We start from the raw sequence: 25252 nt of genomic DNA, 5'->3' as shown, positions 1-25252 counted from the left end.
ATGGATGCCCTCGAACAGCTCGGCAAGACGTTCTTCGACTGGGAGGCGATGGCCGCGGTCCTGCCGGACCTCCTGACCGTCGGACTGCCCAACACCCTCCTGCTCGCCCTGGCCTCGGGGATCATCGGGACGATCGTCGGCATGCTCCTCGCGATCATGGGGATCTCCCGCAACCGGGTGCTCCGGTGGATCGCACGCATCTACACGGACATCTTCCGCGGCCTCCCCGCCGTCGTGATCATCCTGCTCATCGGACTGGGCCTCGGTCCCATCCTCCGGCAGGTCACGGGCAGCACCAGCCCCTACCCGCTGGGCATCCTCGCCCTGTCGCTGATCGCCTCGGCCTACATCGGGGAGATCTTCCGCTCCGGCATCCAGAGCGTGGAGAAGGGTCAGCTGGAGGCCTCGCGTGCGCTGGGCTTCAGCTACGGCGCATCCATGCAGCTCGTGGTGGTGCCCCAGGGCGTGCGGCGCGTGCTGCCCGCCCTGGTCAACCAGTTCATCTCGCTCATCAAGGAGTCGTCGCTCATCTACTTCATCGGCCTCGTCGCCAGTGAACGCGAGCTCTTCCGGGTGGGCAACGACGCCGCGAGCAACACCGGCAACCTCTCGCCCCTGATCGCGGCCGGCGTGCTCTACCTCTGCCTGACCATCCCGCTGACGCACCTGGTCAACTTCATCGACACCAGGCTCCGCGTGGGCAGGAAGCAGAAACCGGAACCGGACGAACTGGCCGCGGTGATTCCGACGAGCGGAGGAGCGAAGGCATGAAGACCATCGAATCGGGAACACTGACGGGCAAGGGCCTGCACCTGTCCTTCGGCTCCAACCACGTGCTGCGCGGGATCGACCTGCACGTGGAACGGGGGACGACGGCGTCGGTCATCGGGCCGTCCGGCTCCGGGAAGTCCACCCTGCTGCGTGTCCTCAACCGGCTGATCGAACCCGACCAGGGCGATATCCTGCTCGACGGCCGCTCCGTCCTCAAGGACAACCCGGACGAGCTGCGCCGCCGCATCGGCATGGTGTTCCAGCAGTTCAACCTCTTCCCGCACAAGACCGTGCTGGACAACGTGTCCCTGGCGCTGCGCAAGCTCCGGAAGATGTCCGCCGGCGAGGCACGGGAGAAGGCCCTCGCCCAGCTCGACCTGGTGGGCCTCAAGCACAAGGCCGACGTCCGGCCGGGCAACCTCTCCGGCGGGCAGCAGCAGCGCGTGGCGATCGCGCGGGCGCTGGCCATGGACCCCGAGGTGATGTTCTTCGACGAGGCCACGTCCGCGCTGGACCCGGAGCTCGTGAAGGGCGTCCTCGCCCTCATGGCGGACCTCGCCTCGGCGGGCATGACCATGGTCGTCGTCACGCACGAGATGGGCTTCTCACGCAACGTCTCGGACACCGTGACGTTCATGGACGGCGGCGTCGTCGTGGAGTCGGGACCACCGTCCGCGATCTTCGACGACGCGCAGACGCCCCGCCTGAGGTCGTTCCTCTCGGACGTCCTCTAGCGGTCCTGCCGGGGCCGGGATCCGCTCGCATGCCACAGGGGCTCCGCATCCGCGGAGCCCCTGTGGCATGTCCGGCGCCTCCCGGTCAGGAGAGGAGGAAGTTCCAGGTCCCGGCCAGGACCGCCGCCGCTACCGCGCCCGCCGCGACCACGAGCCCGACGGCGGCGACGCCGAGGTCGAGGGACGAGAACGTGCTGGTCCGCGCCCAGGTGCGCGTCGCACCGCCGAAACCGCGCGCCTCCATCGCCGTCGCGAGCCGCGTGGCACGCCGGATCGCCTGGACGATCAGCCCGAAGGACTGCCCCAGCAGATTCCGCGTGCGCGCGACGACGGAGCCGTCCGAACCGATGCCCCGCGCGTGGCGTGCCAGTCCGAGGGACTCCCACTCCTCCAGGAGCAGGCCCACGAGCCGCAGCGAGGCCAGCCCGCCGAGGACGAAGCGGTGCGGCAGGTGCAGCTTCTGGGCGAGGGCGTCGGCCAGGTCCGTGGGGTCCGTGGTGAGCAGGAGGAAGATGCCGGGCAGCGCGAGCGCGAGCCCCCTCAGCCCGACCGCGACCCCGGCCGCCACCGAGCCCTCGGTGAAGAGGAACGGCCCGACGTCGATCAGTACCGTTCCGCTCTTCTCCGCGAGCAGCGCGGTGCCGTAGGCGCCGATCGACGCCGCGACCAGCAGGGGCCAGATGCGCCGGGCGAGGCCCCACGCACTGATGCCCAGCAGCGGCATCAGCGCGAGCTCGCAGGCCAGGACCACGGCGGCACTGACCCAGTCGATGCTCGCCATGAGGGCGAGCGTGATGACCGCGGCGGCGAACAGCTTGGACACGGGGTTGGCGCGCAGGAGCGTCTTCCCGGTCAGCACCGGGGTCAGGTGATCGGTGCTCATCGGGCCACCAGCCGTCCCGCCCCGTCGGCGATGTGCAGGGTCCTGCCGCCGAGGGCGGCGATGAAATCGGCGTCGTGCGTGACGGAGACGACGGCCACGCCGTCGTCGATCAGCTCGCGCAGCAGGGTGACGAGTTCGGCCCAGGTCCCGGCGTCCTGGCCGAAGGTGGGCTCGTCGAGGATCAGGAGGCGCGGGGCCGTGGCGAGCATCGTCGCGACCGACAGCCGCCGCTTCTCGCCGCCGGAGAGCGTGAACGGATTGGCCTTCAGCAGATGGGTGAGGCGGAGGCGCTCGGCCAGCTCGGTGATCCGCCGCGGATCGGCGGTCCCGCTGACGCGTCGCGGCCCGAACTCCAGTTCCTCGCCCACGGACGCCGTGAGGAACTGGTGCTCGGGCTCCTGGAAGACCGTGCCGATCCGCTGCACGAGCTGGGCCGACCGCCAGCGGAACGGGTCGCTGCCCGCCGCTCCGGCGAGCGGAGGCGCGGCGTCCACCCGGCCGGCGCGCGGCCGGAGCAGGCCGCCGAGCGTGAGCGCCGCCGTCGACTTCCCGGCGCCGTTCGGCCCGGTGATGCCCAGTGCTTCCGCCTCGTGCACCCGGAGGTCGAGGTCCTCGACGGCCGCGGGGCCCCGCTTGGTCCTGGCCACCGTGAGGGAGCGCGCCGACAGCAGCGGGCCGCCACCGGCGCCGGGTACGGGCCCTCCCAGGGGCGGCCGCCGGCCCGGGACCCAGACGCCGGCGCGTGCCAGCCCGGCACGCGTGGCCTCGTGCCCCAGGATGTCCGCGGGGGAACCGTCGGCGAGGACGCCTCCCCCGGCGTCGAGCACGATCACGCGGTCCACCACATCGGCCCAGACCGCCACGCGGTGCTCGACGACGACGAGCGTGGCACCGGTGCGCTCCAGGACGCGGACGACGGCGTCCCGCACCTCGAGGACGCCGTCGGGGTCGAGGTTCGCGGTGGGTTCGTCGAGCAGGAGCAGCCCGGGCTCCATCGCGAGGACGGACGCGAGCGCGAGGCGCTGCTTCTGCCCCCCGGACAGCGCGGTGGTGGGGTGGTCGAGCGGGAGGTCGAGGCCGACGTCGTCGAGCGCCCTGCCGACGCGCTGCCAGATCTCCTCGCGGGGCACGGCGAGGTTCTCGGCGGCGAAGGCCACCTCGTCGCCGACGCGGGCGAGCACCACCTGCGTCTCGGGGTCCTGGAGCACCAGCCCAGCCCTCCCCCGCGCCGCGGCCGGGGGGACGCCGTCGAGCAGGAGTCCGCCCTCCTGTTCGCCCTCGTCCTGCGCGCCGAGCACCCCGGCGAGTCCGTGCAGCACGGTCGACTTGCCCGCCCCGGACGCCCCGAGGAGCAGCACGCGCTCTCCCGGCCCGATGTCGAGGTCGAGGTGGCGTGCCGCGAAGGCCTTCCGGCCCGCGTGGCGCCAGCCCCAGCCGCGGGCGCTGACCTGCACGGCCCCCGCGGCCGGTGGGTGTGCTGCCGTCACACGTCCGCCGAGCGGCCCGCGGCGAAGGAGGACAGCGCACCCGTCCTCGCGAGGCCCCGCATGGCCAGCCACGAGAGCAGGCCCGCGATGACGACGCCGGAGATGGCCGCGAACACGGTGTAGAGGAGCTTGAACTCGAAGGTCCAGAGCGCGTTGTAGAGGATGTTCTCGCTGATCGCGAGGGCGAGGCCCGCGCCGAGGCCGGCCAGCAACGCGACCGGCAGGTTCCACTTCCGGTACAGGAAGAGCAGGAAGACCAGTTCGGCGCCGGCTCCCTGGATCGCTCCGGAGACGAGGACGCCCACGCCCCACTGCGTGCCGATCAGGGCGGACACAGCCGCCGCGAGCATCTCGCAGTAGAGGGCGGCACCGGGCTTGCGGATGATCAGTCCCCCGAGGACGCCGGCGATCAGCCAGCCCCCGGAGTAGAGGCCCGCCAGGGGCGGGAAACCGGCCGTCAGCAGGCTGATGCCGGAGTATCCCGCGGACCAGGCGAAGAACAGGACGCCGACGGCGACGGCGATGACCGAGGCCACCACGATGTCGACGACGCGCCACTGGCGGGTGCGCCCGGAGGTGGTCTTGAGGGCGGTGGATGATGCCATGGTGAATCCTCCTGAGGTACAGGAGGGGATAGTGCCGGGGCCGCCGGAGCAGCGCCGTGCACTCTGAGAACTCGACTCCCTTCGCCGGTACTAGCCGGATCAGGTTCGAGGGTCTGCGGCGGTCCGCACTCTCAGCGCCCGTCCCCGCAGCATGCTGCGGATCGGCGCTCCCCTGTCGCTTGTTGGTTGAGCGCTACCGATCCTACACCGGTGGACCGCGACGCCGGGCTCGGCCCCGCACCTCCGGAACCGCTTGCGGGCCGGATCGTCCCTGCGGCGGGGTACGCACCGCCGCTAGGCTAGGCGCAGGAGTATCGGACAAGAAGGAGAGACCATGAACGTACTGTTCAAGCTGCTCGGCGCAGGAATGAGTGTCGGCGCCGGCTATGTGGGGACCAAGCTCGTCGACTTCCTCTGGGAGAGGATCACGGGCGAAGCGCCGCCGAAGAGCAAGGACGGCCTGGAGAACACGCTGCGCTCGGCCCTCGTCTTCGCGATCATCTCGGGTGCGGTCAGCACCACCATCCAGGTGCTGACGAACCGTTCCACGCAGAAGGCCATCGACCGGTTCGCGAAGAGCCGCGACCTGACCTGAGCAGCCCCGTGGGGATCGAGGGGCACCCTCCGGGGTGCCCCTCGTCGTTCCCGGGTTCAGTCGGCCCCGTCGGTCCGCTGCTCCTGTGCGACCGTCTGCAGAATGCGGTGCAGGTTCATGCCGATCGCGGCCGCAGCACCGAAGGGGACCTCCTTCGACGAGGTCTCGTACGCGCTGATCTCGAGGTCCTTCAGGCTCCGCTCGGCGACCTGCAGCGCCTCGGCGTCGAGGTCCTCCACCGTCCACAGGTCCAGGACGTCGCCGACGGCGGTGAACGCCTGCTGCAGGGGCGGCCGGACCGCGGCGGGCAGGGGGTGCTCACGGGAGGTCCCATGGAGCGCGTCCTGCAGCATGTTGGTGATGTTCAGCGTGTGGATCGCCACGGTCTCGAGGACCTCGACGTGCCGGTGGTCGCGGCGGGCGTCGTGCGGGTGGAAGCGCCGCCGGAGATTGCCCTTCCTGCTCTCGTCCGCGAACTGCAGGGCCTCGCGGGCATTCCGTGCCGTGGCGGTGAGGTCGTCCCGCCGTTCGGGCCAGCGCGGGTCGTCCGCCGGCCAGTCCTCCTGCAGGGCCTCGCCCATCTCCTGGAGCTGACGTGCAGCCGTCCTGCGGAGCCGGCTCATCTGCCCCACCGCGTCGTTCAGGTTGAGCGGCGGCAGGATCAGCGCGCTGACGGCGACGCCCACGCCCACGCCCACGACGGTCTGCACGAAGTAGCCCAGCGAGTACCCCAGGTTCTCGTTGCCGATGACCAGGACGAACAGCCCGGCGGACGCGATCCCCGAGCCGCCGCCCGCAGTCCTCTTCAGGGGGCCGGCGAGAAGCACGCCCGCTCCGACGACGAAGGCGATCGTCAGCCAGTTGGGGTCTCCCGCCCAGACCGCGATGTGAGCCAGGACGATCCCGATCGTGAGTCCGGCGACCGTCTGCAGACCTGACTTGAGCGTTCCCGCGACCGTCGGGTACATCGCCAGCAGGGCGCCCAGCGGAGCATAGTACGGATACCGGGAGGCCTCTCCCGGGATGGCGAGCGCGAAGGTCCAGGCAAGGGCGGCCGCGAGGGCGGCCTTGCCCGCGAGGAGGAGGTGGGGATCGACCACGGCGGCGCGCAGCCGCTCCTTCAGGTCGTCGTCGAGACGGGCTGCGAGGACGCCACGGCCGCGGAGGATCCTGTTCTTGGCCATCCCAGCAGTATGACATCCCCCCTTGTGCACACCCCGGGACGACGAAGGACCGCCCCCTGCGGGACGGTCCTCACGTATCGGATGGAGCGGGACTAGCGGGCTGCAGCGGCGGAGCGCTCGGACCGCAGTGTCGCCTTGTGCTCCTCGATGCGGGCCTGCTGCAGCGGTGTCCTGCGGTTCAGGTACCAGGCAGCACCCAGCAGGATGAACCACAGCGGTGTCACGACCAGGGCCAGCCGGGTGTCCTCGGCTTGTGCCAGCGCGAAGAGCATGAACAGGAAGAAGGCCAGGACCACGTACGGCATGAAGGCCGAACCCGGCATCTTGAACGTCGAGCGCTCGTGCAGTTCGGGCCGGCGGCGCCGGAACGCCAGGTAGCTGAGCAGGATCATGGACCACACGAACATGGTCAGCACCGAGGCCACCGAGGTGACGACGGTGAAGGCGCCGATCACGGAGTCGCCCGAGTACAGCAGGATCAGGCCGGCGAGCAGGAAGATGCAGGAGAACAGCAGCGCGTTCTGCGGCACCTTGCGTGGGCTGAGCTTCCCGAAGGACGTCGGGGCGTTGCCGTCCTGCGCGAGGCCGTAGACCATGCGCGAGGTCGAGTAGATGCCCGAGTTGGCGCTGGATGCCGCCGAGGTGAGCACCACGAGGTTGACGACGACGGCGGCGACCCCGAGGCCCGCCAGGGTGAACATGCCGATGAACGGGCTGTTCGCTGCATCGATGGTCCGCCAGGGGTTGACCGCCATGATCACCGTGAGGGCTCCCACGTAGAAGAGCAGTACACGGATGGGGATGGAGTTCACGGCACGGGGCAGCGTCTTCTCGGGGTCCTTGGTCTCCGCGGCGGCGGTGCCGACCAGCTCGATACCGGCGAAGGCGAAGATGGCGATCTGGAAGCCGAGGATGAAGCCGAAGAGTCCGTGCGGGAACATGCCGCCGTCGTTCCAGATGTTCGCGAGGTCCGCGACCGAGCCGCCCGGTGAGGTGAAGCGGGTGGCGATCATGACGATGCCGGTCCCGATCAGCGCGAGGATCGCCACGACCTTGATGATCGCGAACCAGAACTCGGCCTCACCGAAGGCCTTCACGGTGGGCAGGTTCAGGAGCAGGAGCACCACGGGCGTGGCCAGTGCCGGGATCCAGAGCGGGGTGCCGGGGGCGAGGATGTCGACGTAGCCGGCGATGGCGACGATGTCGGCGACACCCGTGACCACCCAGAAGAACCAGTAGGACCAGCCGGTGAAGAAACCGGCCCACGGGCCCAGGAGGTCACCGGCGAAATCGCTGAAGGACTTGTACTCGAGGTTCGAGAGCAGGATCTCGCCCATGGCGCGCATGACGAAGAACAGCATGAAGCCGATGATCATGTACACGAAGATGACCGAGGGCCCGGCGAGGGAGATGGTCTTGCCGGAGCCCATGAAGAGGCCCGTGCCGATGGCACCACCGATGGCCAGCAGCTGGATGTGGCGGTTGCTCAGCGCCCGGGTGAGGTGGGGCGGCCGGCTGGAGTCTCCAGCGGCGTGCTGGGTGGAGGGCGGCGCCGAGGATGCGGAGTTCTGCATGGGGTGGATGTTCCTTCCGCGGCCGCGGGCATGCAGGGATGCCGCGGCGATCGCGTGGGTGGAGGACTGGGACTGACATAAAACCCTGAACCGTGCGGAACCGGGAGTCAAATTCCGGCCTCCCGCGGAGGGTCCGTCCTGCGGCCGGCCGCACGCCCGAGGGGTGCTTCGAGGCCGCGAGCGCGACGGAGGCCTCAGGCGGGTACCTTCGTCTCCTCGACGACCGGGAGGTCGCGGAGGAGCCTGCGCGGTCGGGTCGCCTGCCACGCCAGCCACGTCGCGACCGCGCCCAGGGCGAAGCCGGCGATCACGTCGACGAGGTAGTGCCACCCGAAGTAGACGGTGGCGAGGGCGGTGAGCAGGAGGTACGTCCAGAGGATCGCCCGCAGGACGACCGGCAGGCGGATCAGGTGCGCCACCAGGGCCGCGGTGAAGACCACGGAGACGTGGAGTGAGGCGAAGGCCGCGATGCCGTGGACCGACTGCGTGGCGTGCGGATCGGCGAGGACGCGCACCCGGCTCCGGTACAGGGATTCCCCGAGATCCGTGACGGCCGTGCGGGGCAGGTCCGTGAAGTGGGTCCGCTCGACGAAGATCGGGCCGAGGGAGGGAATCGCGTAGTAGCTCGCCGCACCGAGGATCCAGTTGAACGACAGCGCGGCGACGTACCACGCGCCCTGCGACAGCTGCCGGGACCAGACGAGGGCCGCAGCGACGGACATCGGGACGAAGATCAGATAGGACACGTACACACTCGACAGGACATGTGCGCTGACCCCGGTCCCGAGGATCTGCTGCAGCACGTCGCCCGGGTGGTGCCCGCCCGTGAGCCACCGGTCGCTCGCCTGCAGGAGGGGATCCGCCACCCGATCGCGGACGAACGGCAGGAAGCTTTTCATGTTCCGGTACGAGACGTACGCGAGGTAGAACGTGAGCAGCCCCATGGCTGTCACCACGAGCCGTGACACGGGCCAGCGGCGATGGAACTCGATCGCCGCGACTCGATGGATGGTGCGGACGGAAGGCCGCCTCAGCAGCGTCCGTGGGGCGACGTCGGCGAGGACCATCAGCGCCAGGATCGCGGGGAGGCGGACATAGCTGGGACCCAGGAAGCCGTCCGGGTCGCGCAGGGGCAGTCCGAAGCCCACGGCCGTCCCGATGGTGAGGACGGTGAAGGAGGCCGCAACGGCGAACGGGACGCGAAAGAGCCCGGACGGGACCGACGCCGACGTCGAGGGTTTCAGCATCATCAGATAGTACTAGCTTCCCACAGCGCCGATCGTTGCGATTCTCGCTGATTGCATGATCCCGTCCGACGCGTGCGACCAGCGCGACGCCGGCTGCTCTCCAGCCCCCGGGCCTCGCCAATCCGCGGGCTCTGACGTTACGCTAAGCGTGCTTATGAATTGGGATGGGCAGTCATCCCTGTCTGTCATGTCACGGACCAACCGAAGGAGATGCCATGAGCACGAAGGTCGAAAAGCGGATTCTCGTCAACGTACCCCTCAGCGTGGCCTACAACCAGTGGACTCAGTTCGAGGAGTTCCCCCACTTCATGGGCGGCGTCAGATCCGTCACGCAGCTCGACGAGGAGCGCCTGAACTGGGTGGTGGAGATCGGCGGGATCCGCCGGCAGTGGGAAGCGAGGATCCTCGAGCAGGTGCCGGACGCCAGGGTGTCGTGGGCCGCGACCGAGGGCGCGACGAATGCCGGTTCGGTGTCGTTCGAGGACGTCGGGGGCGGGCAGACCCAGGTCCACCTGGTGCTCGAGTACGAGCCCGAGGGCCTGGTCGAGAAGATCGGCGACAAGCTCAACGTCGTGGAGAACCAGGCCGAGGGCGACCTGGAACGGTTCAAGGCGTTCATCGAGGACGAAGGCTATGCCACCGGAGCCTGGCGCGGATCGGTGGGCTCCGGCACGGTTGCCGGAGAGCCCGGTGTGGAGGCTGCCGCCGCGTCCCGTGGTGACAGCGGCAAGGCCGGGATCTCCGGCAAGGTCGCAGCCGGTATCGGCCTGGCAGCTGCCGCAGCGGCCGCCGGTGTCGCCGCCGGGAAGAAGAGCCAGGCACCGACCGGGGACACCACGCCCGATGCCACCATCACGCCCGCGGACGGCGGCGCCGCGGAGGTGTACACCGGCGCGGACGACGGCCTCTCGCCCCACGGCGCGGAGACGCTCGTTCCGGTCGACGAGGGCGTCTCCACCGAGGGGTCGGGAACAGGAGCCGGTGAGCCCGGCAGGACCGCCGACGTCCTGGACGATCCGCTCCTCGACAAGAACCGGACGACGGGCGGGGCACTCTAGGTACCCGATCGGCAGGTACCCGATCGACACCGGGCCCGGTGCCCGGTCGGACCGCTGCCGGATGCCTCCCGAAGGTGTCCGGCAGGGGTCCGGGACCTTCTCTTCCCCTCCCCGCGCGCCCGCGACATACTGGCGGCATGACCATCCTCAGCACGCAGGAGATCCTCGACGCCGGCCTCGATGACTGGCGGAAGCTGCCGCAGGCCCTGCACGCCCGGTTCCTGACCGGGGACTTCACCACCGGCCTGGCCTTCGTCTCGGGGGTCGGTGAACTGGCGGAGGCGGCCGGCCATCATCCGGACATCGCCCTGGCCTACCCCCATGTCGATCTGACACTCGTCAGCCACGACGCCTCCGGCGTGACGGGACGCGATGTCGACCTCGCCCGGCGGATCAGCGACCTGGCGGGACGGCGGGGCATCAGTGCCGATCCTGCAGCGCCCACCGTCGTCGAACTCGCCCTCGACACCGCCGACCCGGCGGCCATCGGCCCGTTCTGGGCCGCCCTGCTGACCGGCGATGCACACGCCGTGGCCGGGGACGACGTCGTCGACCCGACCGGGCGCGTGCCCCTGCTCTGGTTCCAGCACACCGGGGCGCACGAGACACCGCGGCAGCGCTTCCACCTCGACGTCTGGGTACCGCACGACGCGGCGGAAGCACGTATCGCCGCAGCGGTCGCCGCCGGGGGCACCGTGGTCGACGACGCCGCAGCGCCGTCGTTCACCGTCCTGGCCGATGCAGAGGGCAACCGGGCCTGCGTCTGCACGACGCTCGACCGCTGAACCGGCGGTCCGGGCGATGACCACGGCGGAGGACGGGACCGGCCGGGAGGCCGTGGACGTCCTCGTGGTCGGCGCGGGCCCCACCGGCCTGATGCTGGCGAACTGGCTGGTGACGCTGGGCCTCGACGTCGCGCTGCTCGACGGCAAGGACGGCCCCACGCGGGAGTCCAGGGCCCTGGGCGTCCATTCGCGGTCCATGGAGATCTACGACCAGCTCGGCGTCGTCGACCGCGTGCTCGCGGAGGCCGTCCGTGCCGCATCCCTGCGGCAGGGTTTCGAGCGCCGATCGTTCGCGCCCATCCCGCTGACAGGGCTGGGGCGCGGACTCACGCCCTACCCCGGGATGTACATCCTGGAGCAGAGCGCCAACGAGCGCATCCTCGCCGACAACCTCGGCGCGATCGGAGGGTCCGTCCGGTGGAGGCACCGGGTCTCGTCGCTGCAGCAGGTGGACGGCGGCGTCCTCGCCGTCGTCGACGGGCCCGGCGGCTCCTCGCCCCTCCGGGCGCGCTTCGCCGTCGGGTGCGACGGGGCGTCGTCGACCGTCCGCACCTCGACCGGTACGGCGTTCGAGGGCACCACCAGCAGGCAGACCTTCTACCTCGTGGATGCGCTCGGCGTCAGCGGACTCGCCCCCGCCTCCGTCAACATCCGCCAGGGTGCCGCCGAGTTCCTCCTCGCCTTCCCCATGCGGTCGCACGGCGGCAGGAACGGCCAGCGGCTCATCGGAGTCGCCGGCGACGATGCGGCCGCCATCACCGAGGCCTTCGCCCGGCGGCGGATGGCGGAGACGTTCGGGGTCACCTACGAGGACTCCCGCTGGTTCTCCACCTACCGCGTCCACCACAGGATCGCCGCGCGCTTCCGCATCGGCGCCGTGCTCCTCGCCGGCGATGCGGCCCACGTCCATTCCCCTGTCGGCGCGCAGGGCATGAACACGGGACTGCAGGACGCCCACAACCTCGCCTTCAAGCTCGACGACGTCATCTCCGGGCGCGCGCCCGCCACGCTCCTCGACCGCTACGAGACCGAGCGCCGGCCCGTGGCCGTGCGTCTCCTGAAGACCACGGACCTCGTGTTCCGCGGCGTCACGTCCCGCTCGGCAGCGGTGGGGCTCGTGCGGAGGTACGCACCGCGGATCGTCCTGCCCCTCGGCGTGGCACTCCTCCCCCGCCTGCCGGTCGGACGGCGCCTCGCGGGCTACCTCGGCCAGATCCGCATCCACTACCGGATGGACGGAGGGAACCGGCCCGGACGACGGGACGCCGTCGTGGGGCGGCGCCTGCACTGGACCGGGTCGAACTTCGATGCGCTGCGCACCGCTGCCTGGCAGCTGCATCTGTACGCGCCGGACGACACCGCGGTACGGCGGGCGCGCGCCGCCGCGGAGGACCTCGACCTGCCCCTCCACGTCTTCCCCACGGTCGGGGCGACCCCGCTCCGGCCCGGCATGCTCTACCTCGTGCGTCCGGACGGATTCGTGGCCGCGGCAGCGCGTCCGGACGACGCCGCCGGGGCCTTCGGCGCACCCGGCGGCTTTCCCCCGGCACGACCCCACGACAGGAGACGGCCATGACGGACGCCATCGACACCGGCGCACACCCCTCGGGTACCGGCTGCAAGGAATGCGGGGACTCGGGCGGCTGGTGGGTCCACCTCCGCCGCTGCGCCGCCTGCGGGCATGTGGGCTGCTGTGACAGCTCACCCGGCCGGCACGCCTCCGCGCATGCCGCCGACACCCTGCATCCGGTGGTCATGTCCTTCGAACCGGGTGAGGACTGGTTCTGGGACTACCGCGTCCAGGAGTTCGTCGAGGGCCGCCCGCTCGCCGCGCCGACCAGCCACCCCTCGGACCAGCCGGTGCCCGGACCGGCAGGGCGTGTGCCCGAGGACTGGCGGGCCCGCATGTCCTGACATCCTGCGGGAGCGGGACGCAGCCGTGGTCGACCGACGTCCCGGCGGGGGGGTCCTCCGCCGAAGCCCCGACGCGGGCCCGGGACGTCCGGTCAGGCGGCGCTCGCCCGGGGGAAGACACCGTCGAGGTACGCGCCGAGGAGCCGTGGGCTGAAGGGCTTGGCCATGAAGTGGTTCGACCCTGCGGCCAGGCACTGCTCCTCCGTGAGCTGTGGAGGCCGCGCGGAGATCGTGAGGATGTGGGCGTCCGACCCGACCCTGAGGTGGGCGCAGACATCGATGCCGTCCGAGTCCGGGAGGTTCAGATCGAGTGTGACGAGCTGCGGGTCGACGGTCTCCACGAGGCGCTCCCCCTCGGCGCCGGTCACGGCCTCGTGCACCGTGAAACCCCGTGAGGACAGGACGATCACGAGGAGCTGGCGGATGTCGGCGTCGTCCTCGATGACCACGGCGTTCCGCTGCTCGTCCATTCCACCACCCTGCACTGTCGTGTCGACCCGTCGATATGAAGCAACCTTACCTTCCGGTACCGAAGCATCGCCACCGGGCGGCGCTCCGGGCGCCGTAGGTATCGGTCCGGGGCCTCCGGGTGCCGGAGGTATCGGTCCGGCGGGACGACCGGACACCGGGCAGCCCGTCCCGGCTGCTCAGGAAGCGTCGTCGTCCCGTTCGACGGGTGCGTCCGGTGAGCGGCGGGACCCGGGGTGCGCCCGGTCCCCCGCAGCATGCGCCACGACGTCGTCGAGCTCGTCGAGCGTGAGGAGGTCGCGCCGGAGGTGCCGCGTGCGGTAGCCCGCCCGGCCGACCATGTGCGCGGACACCGGGCTCGTGAGCAGCTGGAACACCCAGCACAGCACGAGGAGCGGGACCAGGGCCCAGCTCCCGGAGTCGACCGCGAGCGCCAGCAGGAAGAGCAGGAGACCGAGGACCTGCGGCTTGGTGGCTGCGTGCATCCGCGAGAGCAGGTCCGGGAAGCGCACGAGGCCGATTCCCGCGGCCAGGGACATGAGGGCTCCGCCGATCAGGAGGACGGACACGACGACGTCGACCATGGCGCTACTTCCTGTCCGTGACGAACCGCGCCACCGTGACGGACCCGATGAACCCGATCAGCGAGACCGCGACGAGCAGGACCAGGTTGTCGAGATGCTGGTTCACCACCATGTTCAGCACCAACGCCGCGCCGATGATCGCGACGATGACGTCGAGGGCGAGGACCCGGTCGAGGATCGACGGACCGCGGACCGCCCGGTACACGGCCAGGACGGCCGCGACGGAGAGTATTCCGCCGACAACATATATGACCGCCGTCATCGCCGTGCCTCCTCGGACCGGAGCGCGGCGAGATCGGCCCGGCTCCCCATGATGCGGATGAGCCATGCCTCCGTCGCGAGGACCTCGGCACGCACCGCCTCCGCATGCTGTTCCGTCTCGACGTCGAGGCAGTGCAGGTAGAGCGTCGAGGTGGAGCGGTCCACCTCGAGGACGAGGGACCCGGGGATGAGCGAGATCGCGTGACCGGTCGCCGTGACGAGGAAGTCCGAGTGGCTCCGGAGCTCCACGGCCACGACCGCATTCCGGAGGGACGGCCCCTTGCGGATGGCGAGCCAGAACACCTGCACGCTCGCGAACACGAGCTGGAGGAGGAACCGGCCGATGAACGGCAGGAGCCAGAGCACGTTGAAGCGGCCCGTCAGCTCCACCGGGGGCAGGTAGAAGAAGTTGACGATCCCGTACGCGATGATCGCCCCGAAGACGAGGTTCCCGGGACCGAAGTCCTGCCAGAGCGCCCCCCAGACGAGGACGAGCCAGACGACGAGCGGGAGCTCGGTGATGAGGGGGATGCGCTGGCGGCTCATCCGTCCGCCCCCGGCCCGAGGACGGCCTCGATGTAGGGTGTGCGCTCGAGCATCTCGGAGGCCGCGTCGTCGCTGAGCGTGAACAGCGGCCCTGCCAGGAACGTGAGGGCGAGCCCGAGTGCCACGAGCCCGATCGTGGGACCGGTCATGGTGCCCGGGAGCAGCGTCACGGGGTCCTTGCCCGCGAACCGTCCCGTGTCCTCGCCCGTCACATGGCGGGAGGTACCCACGCTGGAGCCGTCGGCCTTGCTGGCGAGCAGGATCGGATCCGGGTCCTCCGCGTCGGCCGGGCTGCGCCAGAACGCCCTGTTCCAGACCCGCGCCATGACCAGGAGCGTCAGCAGGCTGGTGAGCACTCCGCCGGCCACCAGCACGTACGCCAGGGGGGTCCCGAGGGCCACTCCCGCCTGGATGAGTCCGAGCTTGCCGAGGAAACCGGAGAACGGCGGGATGCCGGCGAGGTTCATGGCCGGGAGGAAGAAGAGGATCCCGAGGAGCGGTGACAGCTTCGCCAGCCCGCCGAGCCGGTCCACGTTGGCCGTCCCGCCCCGGCGCTCGATCAGGCCCGTGACGAGGAAGAGGCTCGTCTGCACCGTGATGTGGTGCGCCACGTAGTAGACCGCCGCTCCGAGGCCCACCCGCGTCGAGATGGCGAGCCCGAAGACCATGTACCCGATATGGCTGACGAGCGTGAAGGACAGGAGCCTCTTGATCTCCGCCTGGGCCAGCGCTCCGAGGATCCCCACCACCATGGTCAGCAGCGCGACCACCATCAGGAGGGAGTTGATGCGGTCGCCCGGGAAGAGCAGGGTCTCGACGCGGACCATGGCATAGACGCCCACCTTGGTCAGCAGGCCGGCGAACACGGCGGTCACGGGTGCCGGCGCGGTGGGGTAGGAGTCCGGGAGCCAGAAGGAGAGCGGGAAGACCGCGGCCTTGATGCCGAACGCCACGAGCAGCATGAGGTGGAGCACCATCTGCGTCGCCGGGTCCACGGCCTCCAGTTTCACGGCGAGGTCCGCCATGGTGATCGTGCCGGTCGCCCCGTAGATCATCGCGATGGCGATCAGGAAGAGCATCGATGACACCACGCTGACGACGACGTACGTCACCCCGGCGCGGATGCGCGGCGCCGTGCCGCCCAGGGTCATCAGGACGTAACTCGCGGTGAGGAGGATCTCGAACCCCACGTACAGGTTGAAGAGGTCACCGGTGAGGAACGCGTTGGACACCCCGGCCACGAGGATCAGGTAGGTGGGGTGGAAGATCGACACCGGTCCGTCCTCGTCGCCCTCGGACATCCCCTGGCCCGTGGCGTAGATGAGCACCGAGAGACTGACGGCGGACGACACCACGAGCATCAGGGCGGAGAACTGGTCCACCACGAGCACGATGCCGAAGGGTGGCTCCCACCCGCCGAGCCTCACCGCATGCGTCCCCTCCGAGGGCGCGGCGAGGAGCATCACGACCTCGATGAACAGGGTGACGCTGAGCGTCGTGATGCTCACGGCCCGCTGACCGCGGGAGTGACGGATGAGGATGAAGGTGACCGCCGCTCCGAGGAACGGCAGGACGACGGCGAGGGGCGCGAGGTCGGCGGCGATCATCGGCGGACCCCGGCCGTCGGCCCGTCGGGCCCGGGCCCGCCGTCGGGCACGGTCGCGGAGCCCTCGTCGTCGGAGAATTCGGAAGTATCGGCAGCGATGTCGGCGTCGTCCTCGTAGTCGTAGCTGTCCTGGTCCGCGACGCGGCGATCCTCGGGATCGTCCTGGACGCTGTCCTCGCGACCCAGCACCCACGAGCGGTAGATGATGCCCAGCATGAAGGCCGTCACGGCGAAGGTGATGACGATCGCCGTCAGGATCAGCGCCTGCGGCAGGCTGTCCGTATACCCCTCGGCCGGTGTCCCCGCGACGTAGAGCGGGGACTTCCCGCCGCCTCCGCTCATCGCGAGGATCAGGATGTTGGCCCCGTTGCCCATCAGGATCAAGCCCAGGAGCACGCGGGTCAGGCTCCGTTCGAGCAGCAGGTAGATCCCGGCGGCGAAGAAGGCGGCCATCAGCACGATCAGGGTGATGTTGACGGTCATGGCTGTGCTCCTTCCACGGCGGGCGGGACGAGGGCATCGGAGCCGGGGTGTTCCTCGACCGGGCCCTCGGTCTCGCTGCGCTCGTCGATCTCCGACCCGAGGCTGCGCAGGACGTCGAGGACGAGACCGACGACGATGATGTAGACGCCGATGTCGAAGACGGTCGAGGTCACGAACTTCACGTCGCCGAAGACCGGCAGCCAGAACTCCAGGATGTAGCTCTCGAGGACCGCTCCGCCGAACAGGAGCGGGGCGGCGGCCGTCAGCGAGACGATCGCGAGCCCCACGCCGAGCAACGCGCCGGCGCTGACCGGGCTGGCCTCCGCGAGTTCGAACCGTCCACCGGCGAGGTAGCGGACCGCGAGCGCGATCCCTGCCATGAGCCCGCCGGCGAACCCGCCGCCCGGGAGGTTGTGGCCGGCGACCAGGAGGTAGATCGACAGGAGGATGATCGTGTGGAAGAGCAGGCGCGTGATGACCTCGAAGATGATCGACCGCCGCTCGGGCGCGAGGGTCCTGCCCGCGACGAGCCAGGGGTCCCGCGGAACATCGGCGAAGCGGGCCGCGAGCAGGCGGGCGGCGGACTCCCGGCCCCCGGCGTTCAGCGGCTCCTGGCCCCGGTCGACCGACCCGTCCTCGACGTCATCGGCGCGTCGCCTCCGGTCACCGCGTCCGCGGATGAAGATCAGGCTCGCGATGCCGGTGGCGGCGATCGCGAGCACGGTGATCTCGCCGAGCGTGTCCCAGGCGCGGATGTCGACGAGCAGGACGTTGACGGCGTTCGCCCCGCCGCCCTCGCCGTACGCCAGTTCCGGGTAGGCGAGGGAGATGGGCGCGGCATTCCGGGAGGCCATGGCCGACATCGCGATGACGGCCATGATGCCGCCGAACGCGATGCCGAGACCCGCCCGGAGCAGGCGATGGCGGCTTCCGCTGCTGTTCCACAGGCGGGCCGGCAGCGAACGCAGCGCGAGGACGAATGCGACCAGGACGATCGTCTCGACGAGCATCTGGGTGAGCGCGAGGTCGGGTGCGCCGTGCAGGGCGTAGATGACCGCCATGCCGTATCCGGTGATGCCGACCATCAGGACGGCCATGAACCGCTTGTCGGAACGCAGCGCCGCCAGGATCCCTCCGAGGATGACGACCGCCGCGACGACCTGGGCCGGCGATTCGGCGATCCGGAAGTCCGAGGGCAGCGGGGCATCGAACAGGATCAGTGCCGCGAGCGGTGTGGCGACGGCGGTGGCCAGGATCACGAAGAGGTAGAAGGACAGCGAGCCGCGCTGGGTGCGCCCCGTGATCCAGACGGCGACGTCGTCCAGGACGCCGATCAGGGAACGGTAGAGCACCTCCGCTTCCCGCACGGCCGGCAGGCGGCCCTGCAGCCGCTCGAAGGGCCGCCGCAGCAGGTAGAGCGCGACGCCGGCACCGATGGTCACCATCGAGAGCAGCAGCGGGAGGTTGAACCCGTGCCACAGGGCCAGGTGCGGGGTGGCGGCCCCGTCCGGGAACAGCCGGGCGTACGGCTGGATCGCGGCATCCAGGGGTGCCGGCCACAGCCCGAACAGCACCGAGGCGACGGCGAGCAGGGCCGGCGCGAGCAGGAAGGAGATCCGGACGCGCTTGAACGGCGTCTGCGGCTCGCCGTGCTTCAGCGCGAAGGCACCCCACACGAACCGCGCGCTGTACGCGAAGGTGAGGATCGAGCCGAGGACGATCCCGCCCAGCAGGAGCGTCCCGGCCGGACCGTCCTCGGCGCGGTGCGCGAAGGCCTCGAGGACGGACTCCTTGGCCACGAACCCGAGCAGGGGCGGAACGCCCGCCATCGATCCGGCCGCCACCAGCGCGACCGCGAAGAGCGCCGGTGACGTGGCGCCGACGCCGGACAGCACCCGGAGGTCGCGCGTCCCGGACTGGTGGTCGATGATCCCGACCACCAGGAAGAGCGTCGCCTTGAAGAAGCCGTGTGCCAGCAGCAGCCCGAGGCCGGCCACCGCGCCGTCGGGCCCGCCGAGCCCGACCACCATGGTCAGGAAACCGAGCTGGCTCACGGTTCCGTAGGCCAGGACGAGCTTGAGGTCGAACTGGCGCAGCGCGCGCCACCCGCCGAGCAGCATCGTGGTCATCCCGAGGACGAAGATCACGGGATACCAGAAGGTGGTCTCGCCGAACCCCGGGGCGAAGCGCGCGACGAGGAAGACCCCGGCCTTCACCATGGCCGCTGCATGGAGATACGCACTCACGGGCGTGGGCGCGGCCATCGCTCCCGGCAGCCAGAAATGGAACGGGACGAGCGCGGACTTGGTGATGGCGCCGACGAGGACCAGCGCGATCGCGATGTCGACCAGCGCCCCCCGCCCCGCGAGCGCCTGGGCCCCGGCGAGGATCTCGGAGATCCGGTAGGTGCCCGCCGCCTCCCCGAGCATCACCAGGCCCACCAGCATCGCCAGTCCGCCGAAGGTCGTGACGATGAGCGCCTGCAGCGCCGAACGCCTGGCCGACAGTCGCTGGCGCGCATAGCCGATGAGCAGGTAGGACAGGATGGTCGTCAGTTCCCAGAAGATGAACATGAGGATCAGGTCATCGGCGGTGACCAGCCCGAACATGGACGCGGCGAAGGCCAGCAACTGTGCGCCGAAGGCACCGACGTCCGGGTCGTCACTCTTGAAGTAGCGCGCGCAGTAGAAGAGGACCAGTGCTCCGACGCCGAGGATCAGGATGCACAGGACGGCGGCGAGCGCATCGAGCCGGAAGGCGAGCTCGAGCTGCAGGCTGGGGATCCACGGGATCACCACGGACGGCGGCGCACCGGGCCGGCCGTTCGGCGCACCCTGGTCCGCCGCGAGGACCTGCGGCAGCTGGACCAGAAGCCAGGCGAAGCCGGCAGCAGGGGCGGCGGCGAGGATGAAGAAGGCCGACCGGCCGAGCCGCGAGAAGAGGAAGGGCGCTCCGAGTGCCAGCGCGAACATCGCTAGCAGCACGGGGATCATGGGAGTCTCGATCTTCCACTGGGGGTCGGTCGGGCTTTCCCCAGTCTATCGAACGAATGGGCGCGGCCTTCCACGGATACCGGCCGGTCCGGCTCGCCGCGCGCCTTCGACGGGTGCGGGCGTGACCAGGATCATACGGCGCTAGCATTCACCGTATGAGTACCCATCAGCAGGTTCCGCCCCCCGCGGAGGCCCCTGCTCCCCTTCCGGCCGTGGGCTCAGGCCGCATCTTCAGCAAGCCCGTCCTCGCCTGGGCGTCGTGGGACTGGGGCTCGGCGGCCTTCAACGCCGTCATGACCACGTTCGTCTTCACGGTGTACCTCACGTCGGACGCCTTCGGCGGTGAGGAACGGGCCTCACAGGTGCTCGGCTGGGGCCTCGCGGTCGCCGGCCTGCTGATCGCCCTCCTGGCTCCGGTCACCGGGCAGCGCTCGGACAGCGGGGGGCGCCGCAAGCTGTGGCTCGGCGTGAACACCCTGATCGTGGCCGTGCTGACCGCGCTGTGCTTCTTCGTGTTCCCGAGCCCCGGGATGCTGGTCCTCGGCGTCGCGCTCATCGCCGCCGCCCACATCTTCTTCGAGTTCGCGGGCGTCAACTACAACGCGATGCTGACCCAGATCTCGACCCCGTCGACGATCGGCCGGGTCAGCGGTTTCGGGTGGGCCATGGGCTACGTGGGCGGCATTGTGGCACTCGTGGTGGTCCTCGTGGTGTTCATCCAGCCGGTCGTCGACTGGGCGGGTGCCTCGAGCGAGGACGGCCTGAACATCCGGCTGGTCGCCGTCTTCTCGGCCCTGTGGTTCGCCGCGTTCGCCCTGCCCGTGATGTTCGCCGTGCCGGAGGTCCCCCGCCGGGCCCGGGCCGCCCAGCTGGGGTTCCTCGCCTCCTACGGTCTGCTGGTGCGGCGCGTGAAGGCCATCTACCGGGAAAGCCCCCACACCATCTTCTTCCTGCTCGCCAGTGCCATCTTCCGGGACGGCCTCGCCGCGGTCTTCACCTTCGGCGGGATCCTGGCGGCCGGTGCGTTCGGGTTCTCCGCGAGCATGGTGATCGTCTTCGCCATCGCCGCCAACGTCATCGCCGCGGCGGGCGCCGTGATCGGCGGCTTCCTCGACGACCGCATCGGCCCGAAGCGTGTGATCATCGGCGCCCTGGTGGGCCTGCTGGTGGCCGGGACGGCGATCCTCCTGCTCGGGACCGAGACGCATTCCTTCTTCGGCATGGACTGGACCTCCGACACGACCTTCTGGGTCTTCGGGCTGCTGCTGACCCTGTTCGTCGGACCGGCGCAGGCGTCGTCGCGGGCCTACCTCGCGCGGCTGGCGCCGGTCGGCGACGAGGGCGAACTGTTCGGCCTCTACGCCACGACGGGCCGTGCGGTGAGCTTCCTCGCCCCGACGCTGTTCGCCCTGTGCATCGGGGTGTTCGGCTCGCAGCTGTACGGCGTGATCGGGATCCTCGTGGTCCTGCTCGCGGGACTCCTCGTCCTGCTGCCCGTCCGGCCGCCGGCCCGGGTGGTGCGTGCCGTCGTGCCCGAGGCGTGAGGGCTCAGATGCCCGTGCGGTGGAAGTTGAGGTGGCTGCGCGACGCCGTCGGGCCCCGCTGTCCCTGGTAGCGGTTGCCGTACTCCCCCGACCCGTAGGGGTGCTCGGCGGGCGAGGTCAGCTTGAAGAAGCACAGCTGGCCGATCTTCGAACCGGGCCACAGCTTGATGGGCAGGGTCGCCATGTTGGAGAGCTCCAGGGTCACGTGCCCGGAGAAGCCGGGATCGATGAAGCCCGCCGTCGAGTGCGTGAGGAGCCCGAGCCGGCCCAGCGACGACTTGCCCTCGAGCCGCGCCGCGATGTCGTCGGGAAGCGTGACGGTCTCATAGGTGGACCCGAGCACGAACTCCCCCGGGTGGAGGATGAACGGCTCGTCGGGTCCGACCTCGACCAGGCGCGTGAGGTCCGGCTGGTCCTCGGCTGGATCGATGTGGGCGTACTTGTGGTTGTCGAAGAGCCGGAAGTAGCGGTCGATGCGGACATCGACGCTGGAGGGCTGCACCATCGCGGGATCGAAGGGTTCGAGGACGATCCTCTGGGCGGACAGTTCTGCTCGGATGTCGCGGTCGGAGATCAGCACCGTCCAAAACTACCAGCACCGATCCGCGCCCTTCAGCGGCCGATCTCGGTGCGGACGGCGAAGAGCTCGGGAAAGAAAGTCAGCTCGAGCGCCCGCTGGAGGAACCCGACGCCGGACGACCCCCCGGTGCCGGGCTTGAATCCGATCGTCCGCGCGACGGTCTTCAGGTGGCGGAAGCGCCACAGCTGGAAGTTGTCCTCGAGATCCACGAGCTCCTCGCAGGCCTCGTAGATGTCCCAGTGGCCCGCGGCGTCCTCGTACACCTCCTTGTAGACGGCGACGAGCGCGGGATGGAACTCGTGCGCCACCCGGACGTCCCGCCCGAGCAGGTCTGCCGGGATCGCATACCCGCGCCGTGCCAGGAGCGCGATGAACTCGTCGTACACGCTGCTCCGGTCCAGGAGGTCCGAGAGGAGGGCCTCGGCCGCGGGGTCCGCCGCGAACACCTGGAGCATGGCCTCGTTCTTGTTGCCGAGCAGGAACTCGACGGCGCGGTACTGGTAGGACTGGAAGCCGCTCGAGGACCCCAGGTCGCCGCGGAACTCCGCGTACTCGGACGGCGTGAGGGTCGCCAGCACCGACCACTGCTCCGTCAGGGAGCGCTGGATGTGCTTGATGCGTGCGATCCCCTTCATCGCCGCCCTCAGGTCGTCCCTCTGCAGCTTCAGGCGCACGGCCGTGAGTTCGTGCAGCACGAGCTTGAGCCACAGCTCGGAGGTCTGGTGCTGGATGATGAACAGCATCTCGTCGTGGTGTTCGGGCGAGCTCACGGGATGCTGCGCGTCGAGCAGCCGGTCCAGCTCCAGGTACGACCCGTAGCTCATCTTGTCCGAGAAATCCCGCTCGATGCCCTGCTCCAGGCTGCGCGTGTTCCGCTCTGCACTCATGGCGCAAGCCTACGTGCCGAGGATTGTCGGCCTGCGGGTCTAGGTTGGGTCCAACCCGAAGGAGGCCCCATGCAGCGAATGCACTGCAGCATCGTCCCACCACACCTTCTCACGCGCCTCGCGGCCCTTCAGGATCCACGGCTCACCGTCGCCGCCCGGGCGGCGCGGCACGCCCTGCTGGAGCTCGACCCCGTCCTGCAGGTCCGCTCGGAAGCCCTCAGCGCCCCCGTGCGGAGGGCCGCCGTGGTGGGGACCCTGACCCGGCGCATCTCCGACGCGGGCGGCCGCGAAGAGCTCCCCGGGAACCTCGTGCGGGCCGAGGGCGCACCCGCCACGGGCGACGTCGCCGCGGACGAGGCCTACGACGGCCTCGGCTCCACCTACCGGCTGTTCAGCGAGGAGTACGGGCGGTCCTCGATCGACGGCGCCGGCAGGCCGCTCGAGGCCACGGTGCACTACGGCACCGGCTACGACAACGCGTTCTGGGACGGCGGGCGCATGGTGTTCGGCGACGGCGACGGCGAGATCTTCGGGCGTTTCACGGCCTCCCTGACCGTCATCAGCCACGAACTGACCCACGGCTTCACGCAGTACTCGACCAACCTGGAGTACCAGGGCCAGTCGGGCGCTCTCAACGAGTCGCTGTCGGACGTGTTCGGTGTCCTCGTGGAGCAGCGGGAACTGCGGCAGGACGCGGCCGACGCGTCCTGGCTCGTGGGAGCCGGCATCTTCACCGCCCAGGTGCAGGGGGAAGCGCTCCGCTCACTGCGGGCACCGGGCACCGCGTACGACGACGACGTCCTCGGCAAGGACCCGCAGCCCGCCACCATGGCGGACTACGTGGAGACGACGTCGGACAACGGCGGCGTGCACATCAACTCCGGGATCCCCAACCACGCCTTCTACCTCGCGGCGACCGCCCTCGGCGGACGGGCCTGGGAGGGCGCCGGACGCATCTGGTACGACGCCGTCCTCGGGGGCACCATCCCACCGGACTGCGACTTCCCGGCCTTCGCGCGTGCCACCGTCGGCGCCGCGGAGAAGCGTTTCGGCGCCGGCAGTCCCGAGGCCGGAGCGGTCACCGGCGCCTGGTCCCAGGTCGGCGTGCTGCCGTGAGGATCGAGATCACCCGCTCGGGCGGCTTCGCTGGGCTCACCCGCACCTGGAGCATCGAGGTGAGCCGCACCGAGGCCGAGGAACGCTGGCTGCCGCTCGCGGAGGCGGAAGCGGGTGCGGCCGGCCCGGAGGGCGGTACCCGCGCCGGGGGACCTCCTGCCGGGGATGCCGCGCAGGCGGCCGGGTCCGCGCCGGGCGCCCAGCGCGACCGCTTCACCTATCGGATCGCCATCGGCTACACGGAGGTGTACGTGCCGGAGAGCCGGCTCGAGGAGCCCTGGCGGGAACTGATCGAGCGGGCCCGGGCTGAGGCGCGCGCCGCTCCCGCGGCCGCAACTACGGACGGGGCACCGGTCACGGCCGGAGAGCGTGAGGGGTCCCGGGCCGGCCGGGCAGCGTCCGGGGCGGCTGACGGAGCCGACGCAGCGGGTCCGGACGGGGGTCCCGAGCACGCAGGCGACGCCGGTCCCGGGAAGCCGCAAGAACTGTTGTAAGGTGATGGAGCGGTTCCAACCGTGCGGGCGTAGCTCAATGGTAGAGCGCTAGCTTCCCAAGCTCGATACGCGGGTTCGATTCCCGTCGCCCGCTCTCGACCCCCGGCGGGGTCCGTCCCCGGGGCTCCGGGTGTGCCCAAGGACACCTTCCGCCGCTCCGCGGCATGCGCCCGACCGGCGTATTCTTGAGGCGATGAATCGCACAATGTTCAAGTCGAAGATCCACCGCGCCACGGTCACCCATGCCGACCTGCACTACGTCGGGTCCGTGACGGTGGACCTGGACCTGCTCGATGCCGCGGACATCCTGCCCGGCGAGCTGGTGTCGATCGTCGACATCACCAACGGCGCGCGGCTCGAGACCTACACCATCGCCGGCGAGCGGGGATCCGGCGTCCTCGGCATCAACGGCGCCGCGGCGCACCTCGTCCAGCGCGGCGACCTCGTCATCCTGATCACCTACGCGCAGATGACCACCGAGGAAGCGCGTGCCTTCGTCCCCACCGTCGTGCACGTGGACGCCGGCAACCGGATCGTCGAGCTCGGCTCCGATCCTGCCGAGGCGGTCACCGGTGACCTCGAGCGCCCGCCCTTCGCGCTGGACAACTCCGCCGTCTCCGCCTGAACCACCTCGCACCTCCGGCATCTCCCGTCGGTCCTGCACGCCCTTTTGCGCGATGGTCAGCAGACTGCCTAGCGGTTTGGGGCGGCAAGGCATAGGGTCGAAAAGCAAGCTTGCTTAGGCTGTCGATTCGCTCGAACCGTCAGCCGGGCTGTCTACGAGGATGTGGAGGCTCGGTACGAATGCCGACTAGTCGAAGAACACGCAAGAGCCGTCCGAAGGCCGCCGTCG

26 protein-coding genes, 1 tRNA gene and 1 riboswitch are annotated in these 25252 nt (G+C 70.2%); of the genes, 12 read left to right on the top strand and 15 right to left on the bottom strand.

Translation table 11 applies throughout. The annotated features are described in order from the left end of the window. Both ACX80U_RS07970 and ACX80U_RS07965 read left to right on the top strand, forming a co-directional pair. Positions 1 to 771: an amino acid ABC transporter permease gene (locus tag ACX80U_RS07970; protein WP_133081308.1), complete on the top strand. Its 771-nt coding sequence runs from the start codon at positions 1 to 3 to the stop codon at positions 769 to 771. Continuing rightward, the gene (locus tag ACX80U_RS07965) at positions 768 to 1505 is read left to right on the top strand and encodes an amino acid ABC transporter ATP-binding protein (protein WP_208741576.1); all 738 of its coding nucleotides are present in this window, start codon (positions 768 to 770) and stop codon (positions 1503 to 1505) included. The genes ACX80U_RS07970 and ACX80U_RS07965 overlap by 4 nt, the downstream gene beginning before the upstream one ends. A gap of 85 nt (positions 1506 to 1590) precedes the next feature. Here ACX80U_RS07965 and ACX80U_RS07960 read toward each other — a convergent pair whose 3' ends face one another. The 3 genes from ACX80U_RS07960 to ACX80U_RS07950 are packed head-to-tail and all read right to left on the bottom strand — an operon-like array spanning position 1591 to position 4480. Further along, positions 1591 to 2388 carry an energy-coupling factor transporter transmembrane component T family protein gene (locus ACX80U_RS07960; RefSeq protein ID WP_459268017.1) on the bottom strand — a complete coding sequence of 266 codons (798 nt, stop codon included), beginning with the start codon at positions 2386 to 2388 and terminating at the stop codon, positions 1591 to 1593. Beyond that, on the bottom strand, positions 2385 to 3875 hold the full coding sequence (locus ACX80U_RS07955; protein ID WP_459268016.1) for an ABC transporter ATP-binding protein: 1491 nt from the start codon (positions 3873 to 3875) through the stop codon (positions 2385 to 2387). Before ACX80U_RS07955 ends, ACX80U_RS07960 begins: the two co-directional genes overlap by 4 nt. Next, positions 3872 to 4480, bottom strand: coding sequence for an ECF transporter S component (locus ACX80U_RS07950; RefSeq protein WP_133081312.1), 609 nt, complete (start codon positions 4478 to 4480; stop codon positions 3872 to 3874). Before ACX80U_RS07950 ends, ACX80U_RS07955 begins: the two co-directional genes overlap by 4 nt. Before the next feature lie 59 nt (positions 4481 to 4539). After that, a riboswitch (TPP riboswitch) is annotated at positions 4540 to 4664 on the bottom strand. A 150-nt stretch (positions 4665 to 4814) separates the two neighbouring features. Here ACX80U_RS07950 and ACX80U_RS07945 point away from each other — a divergent pair. Continuing rightward, positions 4815 to 5075, top strand: coding sequence for a DUF4235 domain-containing protein (locus ACX80U_RS07945; protein WP_133081313.1), 261 nt, complete (start codon positions 4815 to 4817; stop codon positions 5073 to 5075). 56 nt (positions 5076 to 5131) lie between these two features. Here the strand turns inward: ACX80U_RS07945 and ACX80U_RS07940 are convergent, their stop codons facing one another. The 3 genes from ACX80U_RS07940 to ACX80U_RS07930 all read right to left on the bottom strand — a co-directional run bounded on the left by ACX80U_RS07940 (position 5132) and on the right by ACX80U_RS07930 (position 9083). After that, a complete protein-coding gene (locus ACX80U_RS07940) occupies positions 5132 to 6259 on the bottom strand; it encodes an FUSC family protein (RefSeq protein ID WP_459268015.1) in 1128 nt (375 codons plus the stop codon). A 92-nt stretch (positions 6260 to 6351) separates the two neighbouring features. Continuing rightward, entirely contained in the window at positions 6352 to 7833 is a 1482-nt protein-coding gene (locus ACX80U_RS07935) for an amino acid permease (RefSeq protein ID WP_459268014.1), read from the bottom strand. Between the two features lie 194 nt (positions 7834 to 8027). Further along, positions 8028 to 9083 (bottom strand): phosphatase PAP2 family protein, encoded by a 1056-nt coding sequence (locus ACX80U_RS07930; RefSeq protein WP_459268013.1) that lies wholly within the window; start codon positions 9081 to 9083, stop codon positions 8028 to 8030. 212 nt (positions 9084 to 9295) lie between these two features. On the opposite strand from ACX80U_RS07930, the gene ACX80U_RS07925 reads away from it, so the two are divergent. The 4 genes from ACX80U_RS07925 (at position 9296) to ACX80U_RS07910 (ending at position 12837) form a co-directional block, all read left to right on the top strand. After that, a complete protein-coding gene (locus tag ACX80U_RS07925) occupies positions 9296 to 10138 on the top strand; it encodes an SRPBCC family protein (RefSeq protein ID WP_459268012.1) in 843 nt (280 codons plus the stop codon). A 137-nt stretch (positions 10139 to 10275) separates the two neighbouring features. Continuing rightward, on the top strand, positions 10276 to 10923 hold the full coding sequence (locus ACX80U_RS07920) for a 4a-hydroxytetrahydrobiopterin dehydratase (RefSeq protein WP_459268011.1): 648 nt from the start codon (positions 10276 to 10278) through the stop codon (positions 10921 to 10923). A 16-nt stretch (positions 10924 to 10939) separates the two neighbouring features. Further along, on the top strand, positions 10940 to 12499 hold the full coding sequence (locus tag ACX80U_RS07915) for an FAD-dependent monooxygenase (RefSeq protein WP_459268010.1): 1560 nt from the start codon (positions 10940 to 10942) through the stop codon (positions 12497 to 12499). Continuing rightward, entirely contained in the window at positions 12496 to 12837 is a 342-nt protein-coding gene (locus tag ACX80U_RS07910) for a UBP-type zinc finger domain-containing protein (RefSeq protein WP_459268009.1), read from the top strand. Before ACX80U_RS07915 ends, ACX80U_RS07910 begins: the two co-directional genes overlap by 4 nt. Before the next feature lie 92 nt (positions 12838 to 12929). Here ACX80U_RS07910 and ACX80U_RS07905 read toward each other — a convergent pair whose 3' ends face one another. The 7 genes from ACX80U_RS07905 to ACX80U_RS07875 form a co-directional block, all read right to left on the bottom strand. Beyond that, positions 12930 to 13307 carry a response regulator transcription factor gene (locus ACX80U_RS07905; RefSeq protein WP_133081321.1) on the bottom strand — a complete coding sequence of 126 codons (378 nt, stop codon included), beginning with the start codon at positions 13305 to 13307 and terminating at the stop codon, positions 12930 to 12932. A gap of 177 nt (positions 13308 to 13484) precedes the next feature. Further along, positions 13485 to 13889: a monovalent cation/H(+) antiporter subunit G gene (gene mnhG, locus ACX80U_RS07900; RefSeq protein WP_459268008.1), complete on the bottom strand. Its 405-nt coding sequence runs from the start codon at positions 13887 to 13889 to the stop codon at positions 13485 to 13487. A gap of 4 nt (positions 13890 to 13893) precedes the next feature. Next, the gene (locus ACX80U_RS07895; protein ID WP_133081323.1) at positions 13894 to 14151 is read right to left on the bottom strand and encodes a monovalent cation/H+ antiporter complex subunit F; all 258 of its coding nucleotides are present in this window, start codon (positions 14149 to 14151) and stop codon (positions 13894 to 13896) included. Beyond that, positions 14148 to 14696 carry a Na+/H+ antiporter subunit E gene (locus tag ACX80U_RS07890; protein WP_459268007.1) on the bottom strand — a complete coding sequence of 183 codons (549 nt, stop codon included), beginning with the start codon at positions 14694 to 14696 and terminating at the stop codon, positions 14148 to 14150. The genes ACX80U_RS07895 and ACX80U_RS07890 overlap by 4 nt, the downstream gene beginning before the upstream one ends. After that, positions 14693 to 16303: a Na+/H+ antiporter subunit D gene (locus ACX80U_RS07885; RefSeq protein WP_459268006.1), complete on the bottom strand. Its 1611-nt coding sequence runs from the start codon at positions 16301 to 16303 to the stop codon at positions 14693 to 14695. Before ACX80U_RS07885 ends, ACX80U_RS07890 begins: the two co-directional genes overlap by 4 nt. After that, positions 16300 to 16785, bottom strand: coding sequence for a Na(+)/H(+) antiporter subunit C (locus ACX80U_RS07880; RefSeq protein WP_459268005.1), 486 nt, complete (start codon positions 16783 to 16785; stop codon positions 16300 to 16302). Before ACX80U_RS07880 ends, ACX80U_RS07885 begins: the two co-directional genes overlap by 4 nt. Further along, the gene (locus ACX80U_RS07875) at positions 16782 to 19778 is read right to left on the bottom strand and encodes a Na+/H+ antiporter subunit A (RefSeq protein ID WP_459268004.1); all 2997 of its coding nucleotides are present in this window, start codon (positions 19776 to 19778) and stop codon (positions 16782 to 16784) included. Before ACX80U_RS07875 ends, ACX80U_RS07880 begins: the two co-directional genes overlap by 4 nt. Before the next feature lie 155 nt (positions 19779 to 19933). On the opposite strand from ACX80U_RS07875, the gene ACX80U_RS07870 reads away from it, so the two are divergent. Further along, on the top strand, positions 19934 to 21322 hold the full coding sequence (locus ACX80U_RS07870; protein WP_208739329.1) for an MFS transporter: 1389 nt from the start codon (positions 19934 to 19936) through the stop codon (positions 21320 to 21322). A gap of 4 nt (positions 21323 to 21326) precedes the next feature. Here the strand turns inward: ACX80U_RS07870 and dcd are convergent, their stop codons facing one another. Continuing rightward, entirely contained in the window at positions 21327 to 21902 is a 576-nt protein-coding gene (gene dcd, locus ACX80U_RS07865) for a dCTP deaminase (RefSeq protein WP_459268003.1), read from the bottom strand. A 32-nt stretch (positions 21903 to 21934) separates the two neighbouring features. Continuing rightward, entirely contained in the window at positions 21935 to 22789 is an 855-nt protein-coding gene (locus ACX80U_RS07860) for a tryptophan 2,3-dioxygenase (RefSeq protein WP_459268002.1), read from the bottom strand. A 69-nt stretch (positions 22790 to 22858) separates the two neighbouring features. Between ACX80U_RS07860 and ACX80U_RS07855 the strand changes: the two genes are divergently transcribed. From ACX80U_RS07855 to panD, 4 genes are all read left to right on the top strand, one after another. Then, positions 22859 to 23905: a M4 family metallopeptidase gene (locus tag ACX80U_RS07855; RefSeq protein WP_459268001.1), complete on the top strand. Its 1047-nt coding sequence runs from the start codon at positions 22859 to 22861 to the stop codon at positions 23903 to 23905. Then, positions 23902 to 24399, top strand: coding sequence for a protealysin inhibitor emfourin (locus tag ACX80U_RS07850; RefSeq protein WP_459268000.1), 498 nt, complete (start codon positions 23902 to 23904; stop codon positions 24397 to 24399). The genes ACX80U_RS07855 and ACX80U_RS07850 overlap by 4 nt, the downstream gene beginning before the upstream one ends. 23 nt (positions 24400 to 24422) lie before the next feature. Then, positions 24423 to 24493, top strand: a tRNA-Gly gene (locus ACX80U_RS07845). 99 nt (positions 24494 to 24592) lie between these two features. After that, the gene (gene panD, locus ACX80U_RS07840; RefSeq protein WP_208739348.1) at positions 24593 to 25024 is read left to right on the top strand and encodes an aspartate 1-decarboxylase; all 432 of its coding nucleotides are present in this window, start codon (positions 24593 to 24595) and stop codon (positions 25022 to 25024) included. The last annotated feature ends 228 nt before the right edge of the window (positions 25025 to 25252 follow it).

This window comes from Arthrobacter sp. TmT3-37 (assembly GCF_054510835.1).
This window is presented reverse-complemented; position numbering and strand designations above follow the sequence as displayed.

What these genes read in the sequence shown, in the direction of transcription:
- ACX80U_RS07970 (WP_133081308.1), top strand. Translation starts at nt 1, where the DNA reads ATGGATGCCCTCGAACAGCTCGGCAAGACGTTCTTCGACTGGGAGGCG.
- ACX80U_RS07965 (WP_208741576.1), top strand. Translation starts at nt 768, where the DNA reads ATGAAGACCATCGAATCGGGAACACTGACGGGCAAGGGCCTGCACCTG.
- ACX80U_RS07960 (WP_459268017.1), bottom strand. Translation starts at nt 2,388, where the DNA reads ATGAGCACCGATCACCTGACCCCGGTGCTGACCGGGAAGACGCTCCTG.
- ACX80U_RS07950 (WP_133081312.1), bottom strand. Translation starts at nt 4,480, where the DNA reads ATGGCATCATCCACCGCCCTCAAGACCACCTCCGGGCGCACCCGCCAG.
- ACX80U_RS07945 (WP_133081313.1), top strand. Translation starts at nt 4,815, where the DNA reads ATGAACGTACTGTTCAAGCTGCTCGGCGCAGGAATGAGTGTCGGCGCC.
- ACX80U_RS07940 (WP_459268015.1), bottom strand. Translation starts at nt 6,259, where the DNA reads ATGGCCAAGAACAGGATCCTCCGCGGCCGTGGCGTCCTCGCAGCCCGT.
- ACX80U_RS07935 (WP_459268014.1), bottom strand. Translation starts at nt 7,833, where the DNA reads ATGCAGAACTCCGCATCCTCGGCGCCGCCCTCCACCCAGCACGCCGCT.
- ACX80U_RS07930 (WP_459268013.1), bottom strand. Translation starts at nt 9,083, where the DNA reads ATGATGCTGAAACCCTCGACGTCGGCGTCGGTCCCGTCCGGGCTCTTT.
- ACX80U_RS07925 (WP_459268012.1), top strand. Translation starts at nt 9,296, where the DNA reads ATGAGCACGAAGGTCGAAAAGCGGATTCTCGTCAACGTACCCCTCAGC.
- ACX80U_RS07920 (WP_459268011.1), top strand. Translation starts at nt 10,276, where the DNA reads ATGACCATCCTCAGCACGCAGGAGATCCTCGACGCCGGCCTCGATGAC.
- ACX80U_RS07915 (WP_459268010.1), top strand. Translation starts at nt 10,940, where the DNA reads ATGACCACGGCGGAGGACGGGACCGGCCGGGAGGCCGTGGACGTCCTC.
- ACX80U_RS07910 (WP_459268009.1), top strand. Translation starts at nt 12,496, where the DNA reads ATGACGGACGCCATCGACACCGGCGCACACCCCTCGGGTACCGGCTGC.
- ACX80U_RS07905 (WP_133081321.1), bottom strand. Translation starts at nt 13,307, where the DNA reads ATGGACGAGCAGCGGAACGCCGTGGTCATCGAGGACGACGCCGACATC.
- mnhG (WP_459268008.1), bottom strand. Translation starts at nt 13,889, where the DNA reads ATGGTCGACGTCGTCGTGTCCGTCCTCCTGATCGGCGGAGCCCTCATG.
- ACX80U_RS07895 (WP_133081323.1), bottom strand. Translation starts at nt 14,151, where the DNA reads ATGACGGCGGTCATATATGTTGTCGGCGGAATACTCTCCGTCGCGGCC.
- ACX80U_RS07890 (WP_459268007.1), bottom strand. Translation starts at nt 14,696, where the DNA reads ATGAGCCGCCAGCGCATCCCCCTCATCACCGAGCTCCCGCTCGTCGTC.
- ACX80U_RS07885 (WP_459268006.1), bottom strand. Translation starts at nt 16,303, where the DNA reads ATGATCGCCGCCGACCTCGCGCCCCTCGCCGTCGTCCTGCCGTTCCTC.
- ACX80U_RS07880 (WP_459268005.1), bottom strand. Translation starts at nt 16,785, where the DNA reads ATGACCGTCAACATCACCCTGATCGTGCTGATGGCCGCCTTCTTCGCC.
- ACX80U_RS07875 (WP_459268004.1), bottom strand. Translation starts at nt 19,778, where the DNA reads ATGATCCCCGTGCTGCTAGCGATGTTCGCGCTGGCACTCGGAGCGCCC.
- ACX80U_RS07870 (WP_208739329.1), top strand. Translation starts at nt 19,934, where the DNA reads ATGAGTACCCATCAGCAGGTTCCGCCCCCCGCGGAGGCCCCTGCTCCC.
- ACX80U_RS07860 (WP_459268002.1), bottom strand. Translation starts at nt 22,789, where the DNA reads ATGAGTGCAGAGCGGAACACGCGCAGCCTGGAGCAGGGCATCGAGCGG.
- ACX80U_RS07855 (WP_459268001.1), top strand. Translation starts at nt 22,859, where the DNA reads ATGCAGCGAATGCACTGCAGCATCGTCCCACCACACCTTCTCACGCGC.
- panD (WP_208739348.1), top strand. Translation starts at nt 24,593, where the DNA reads ATGAATCGCACAATGTTCAAGTCGAAGATCCACCGCGCCACGGTCACC.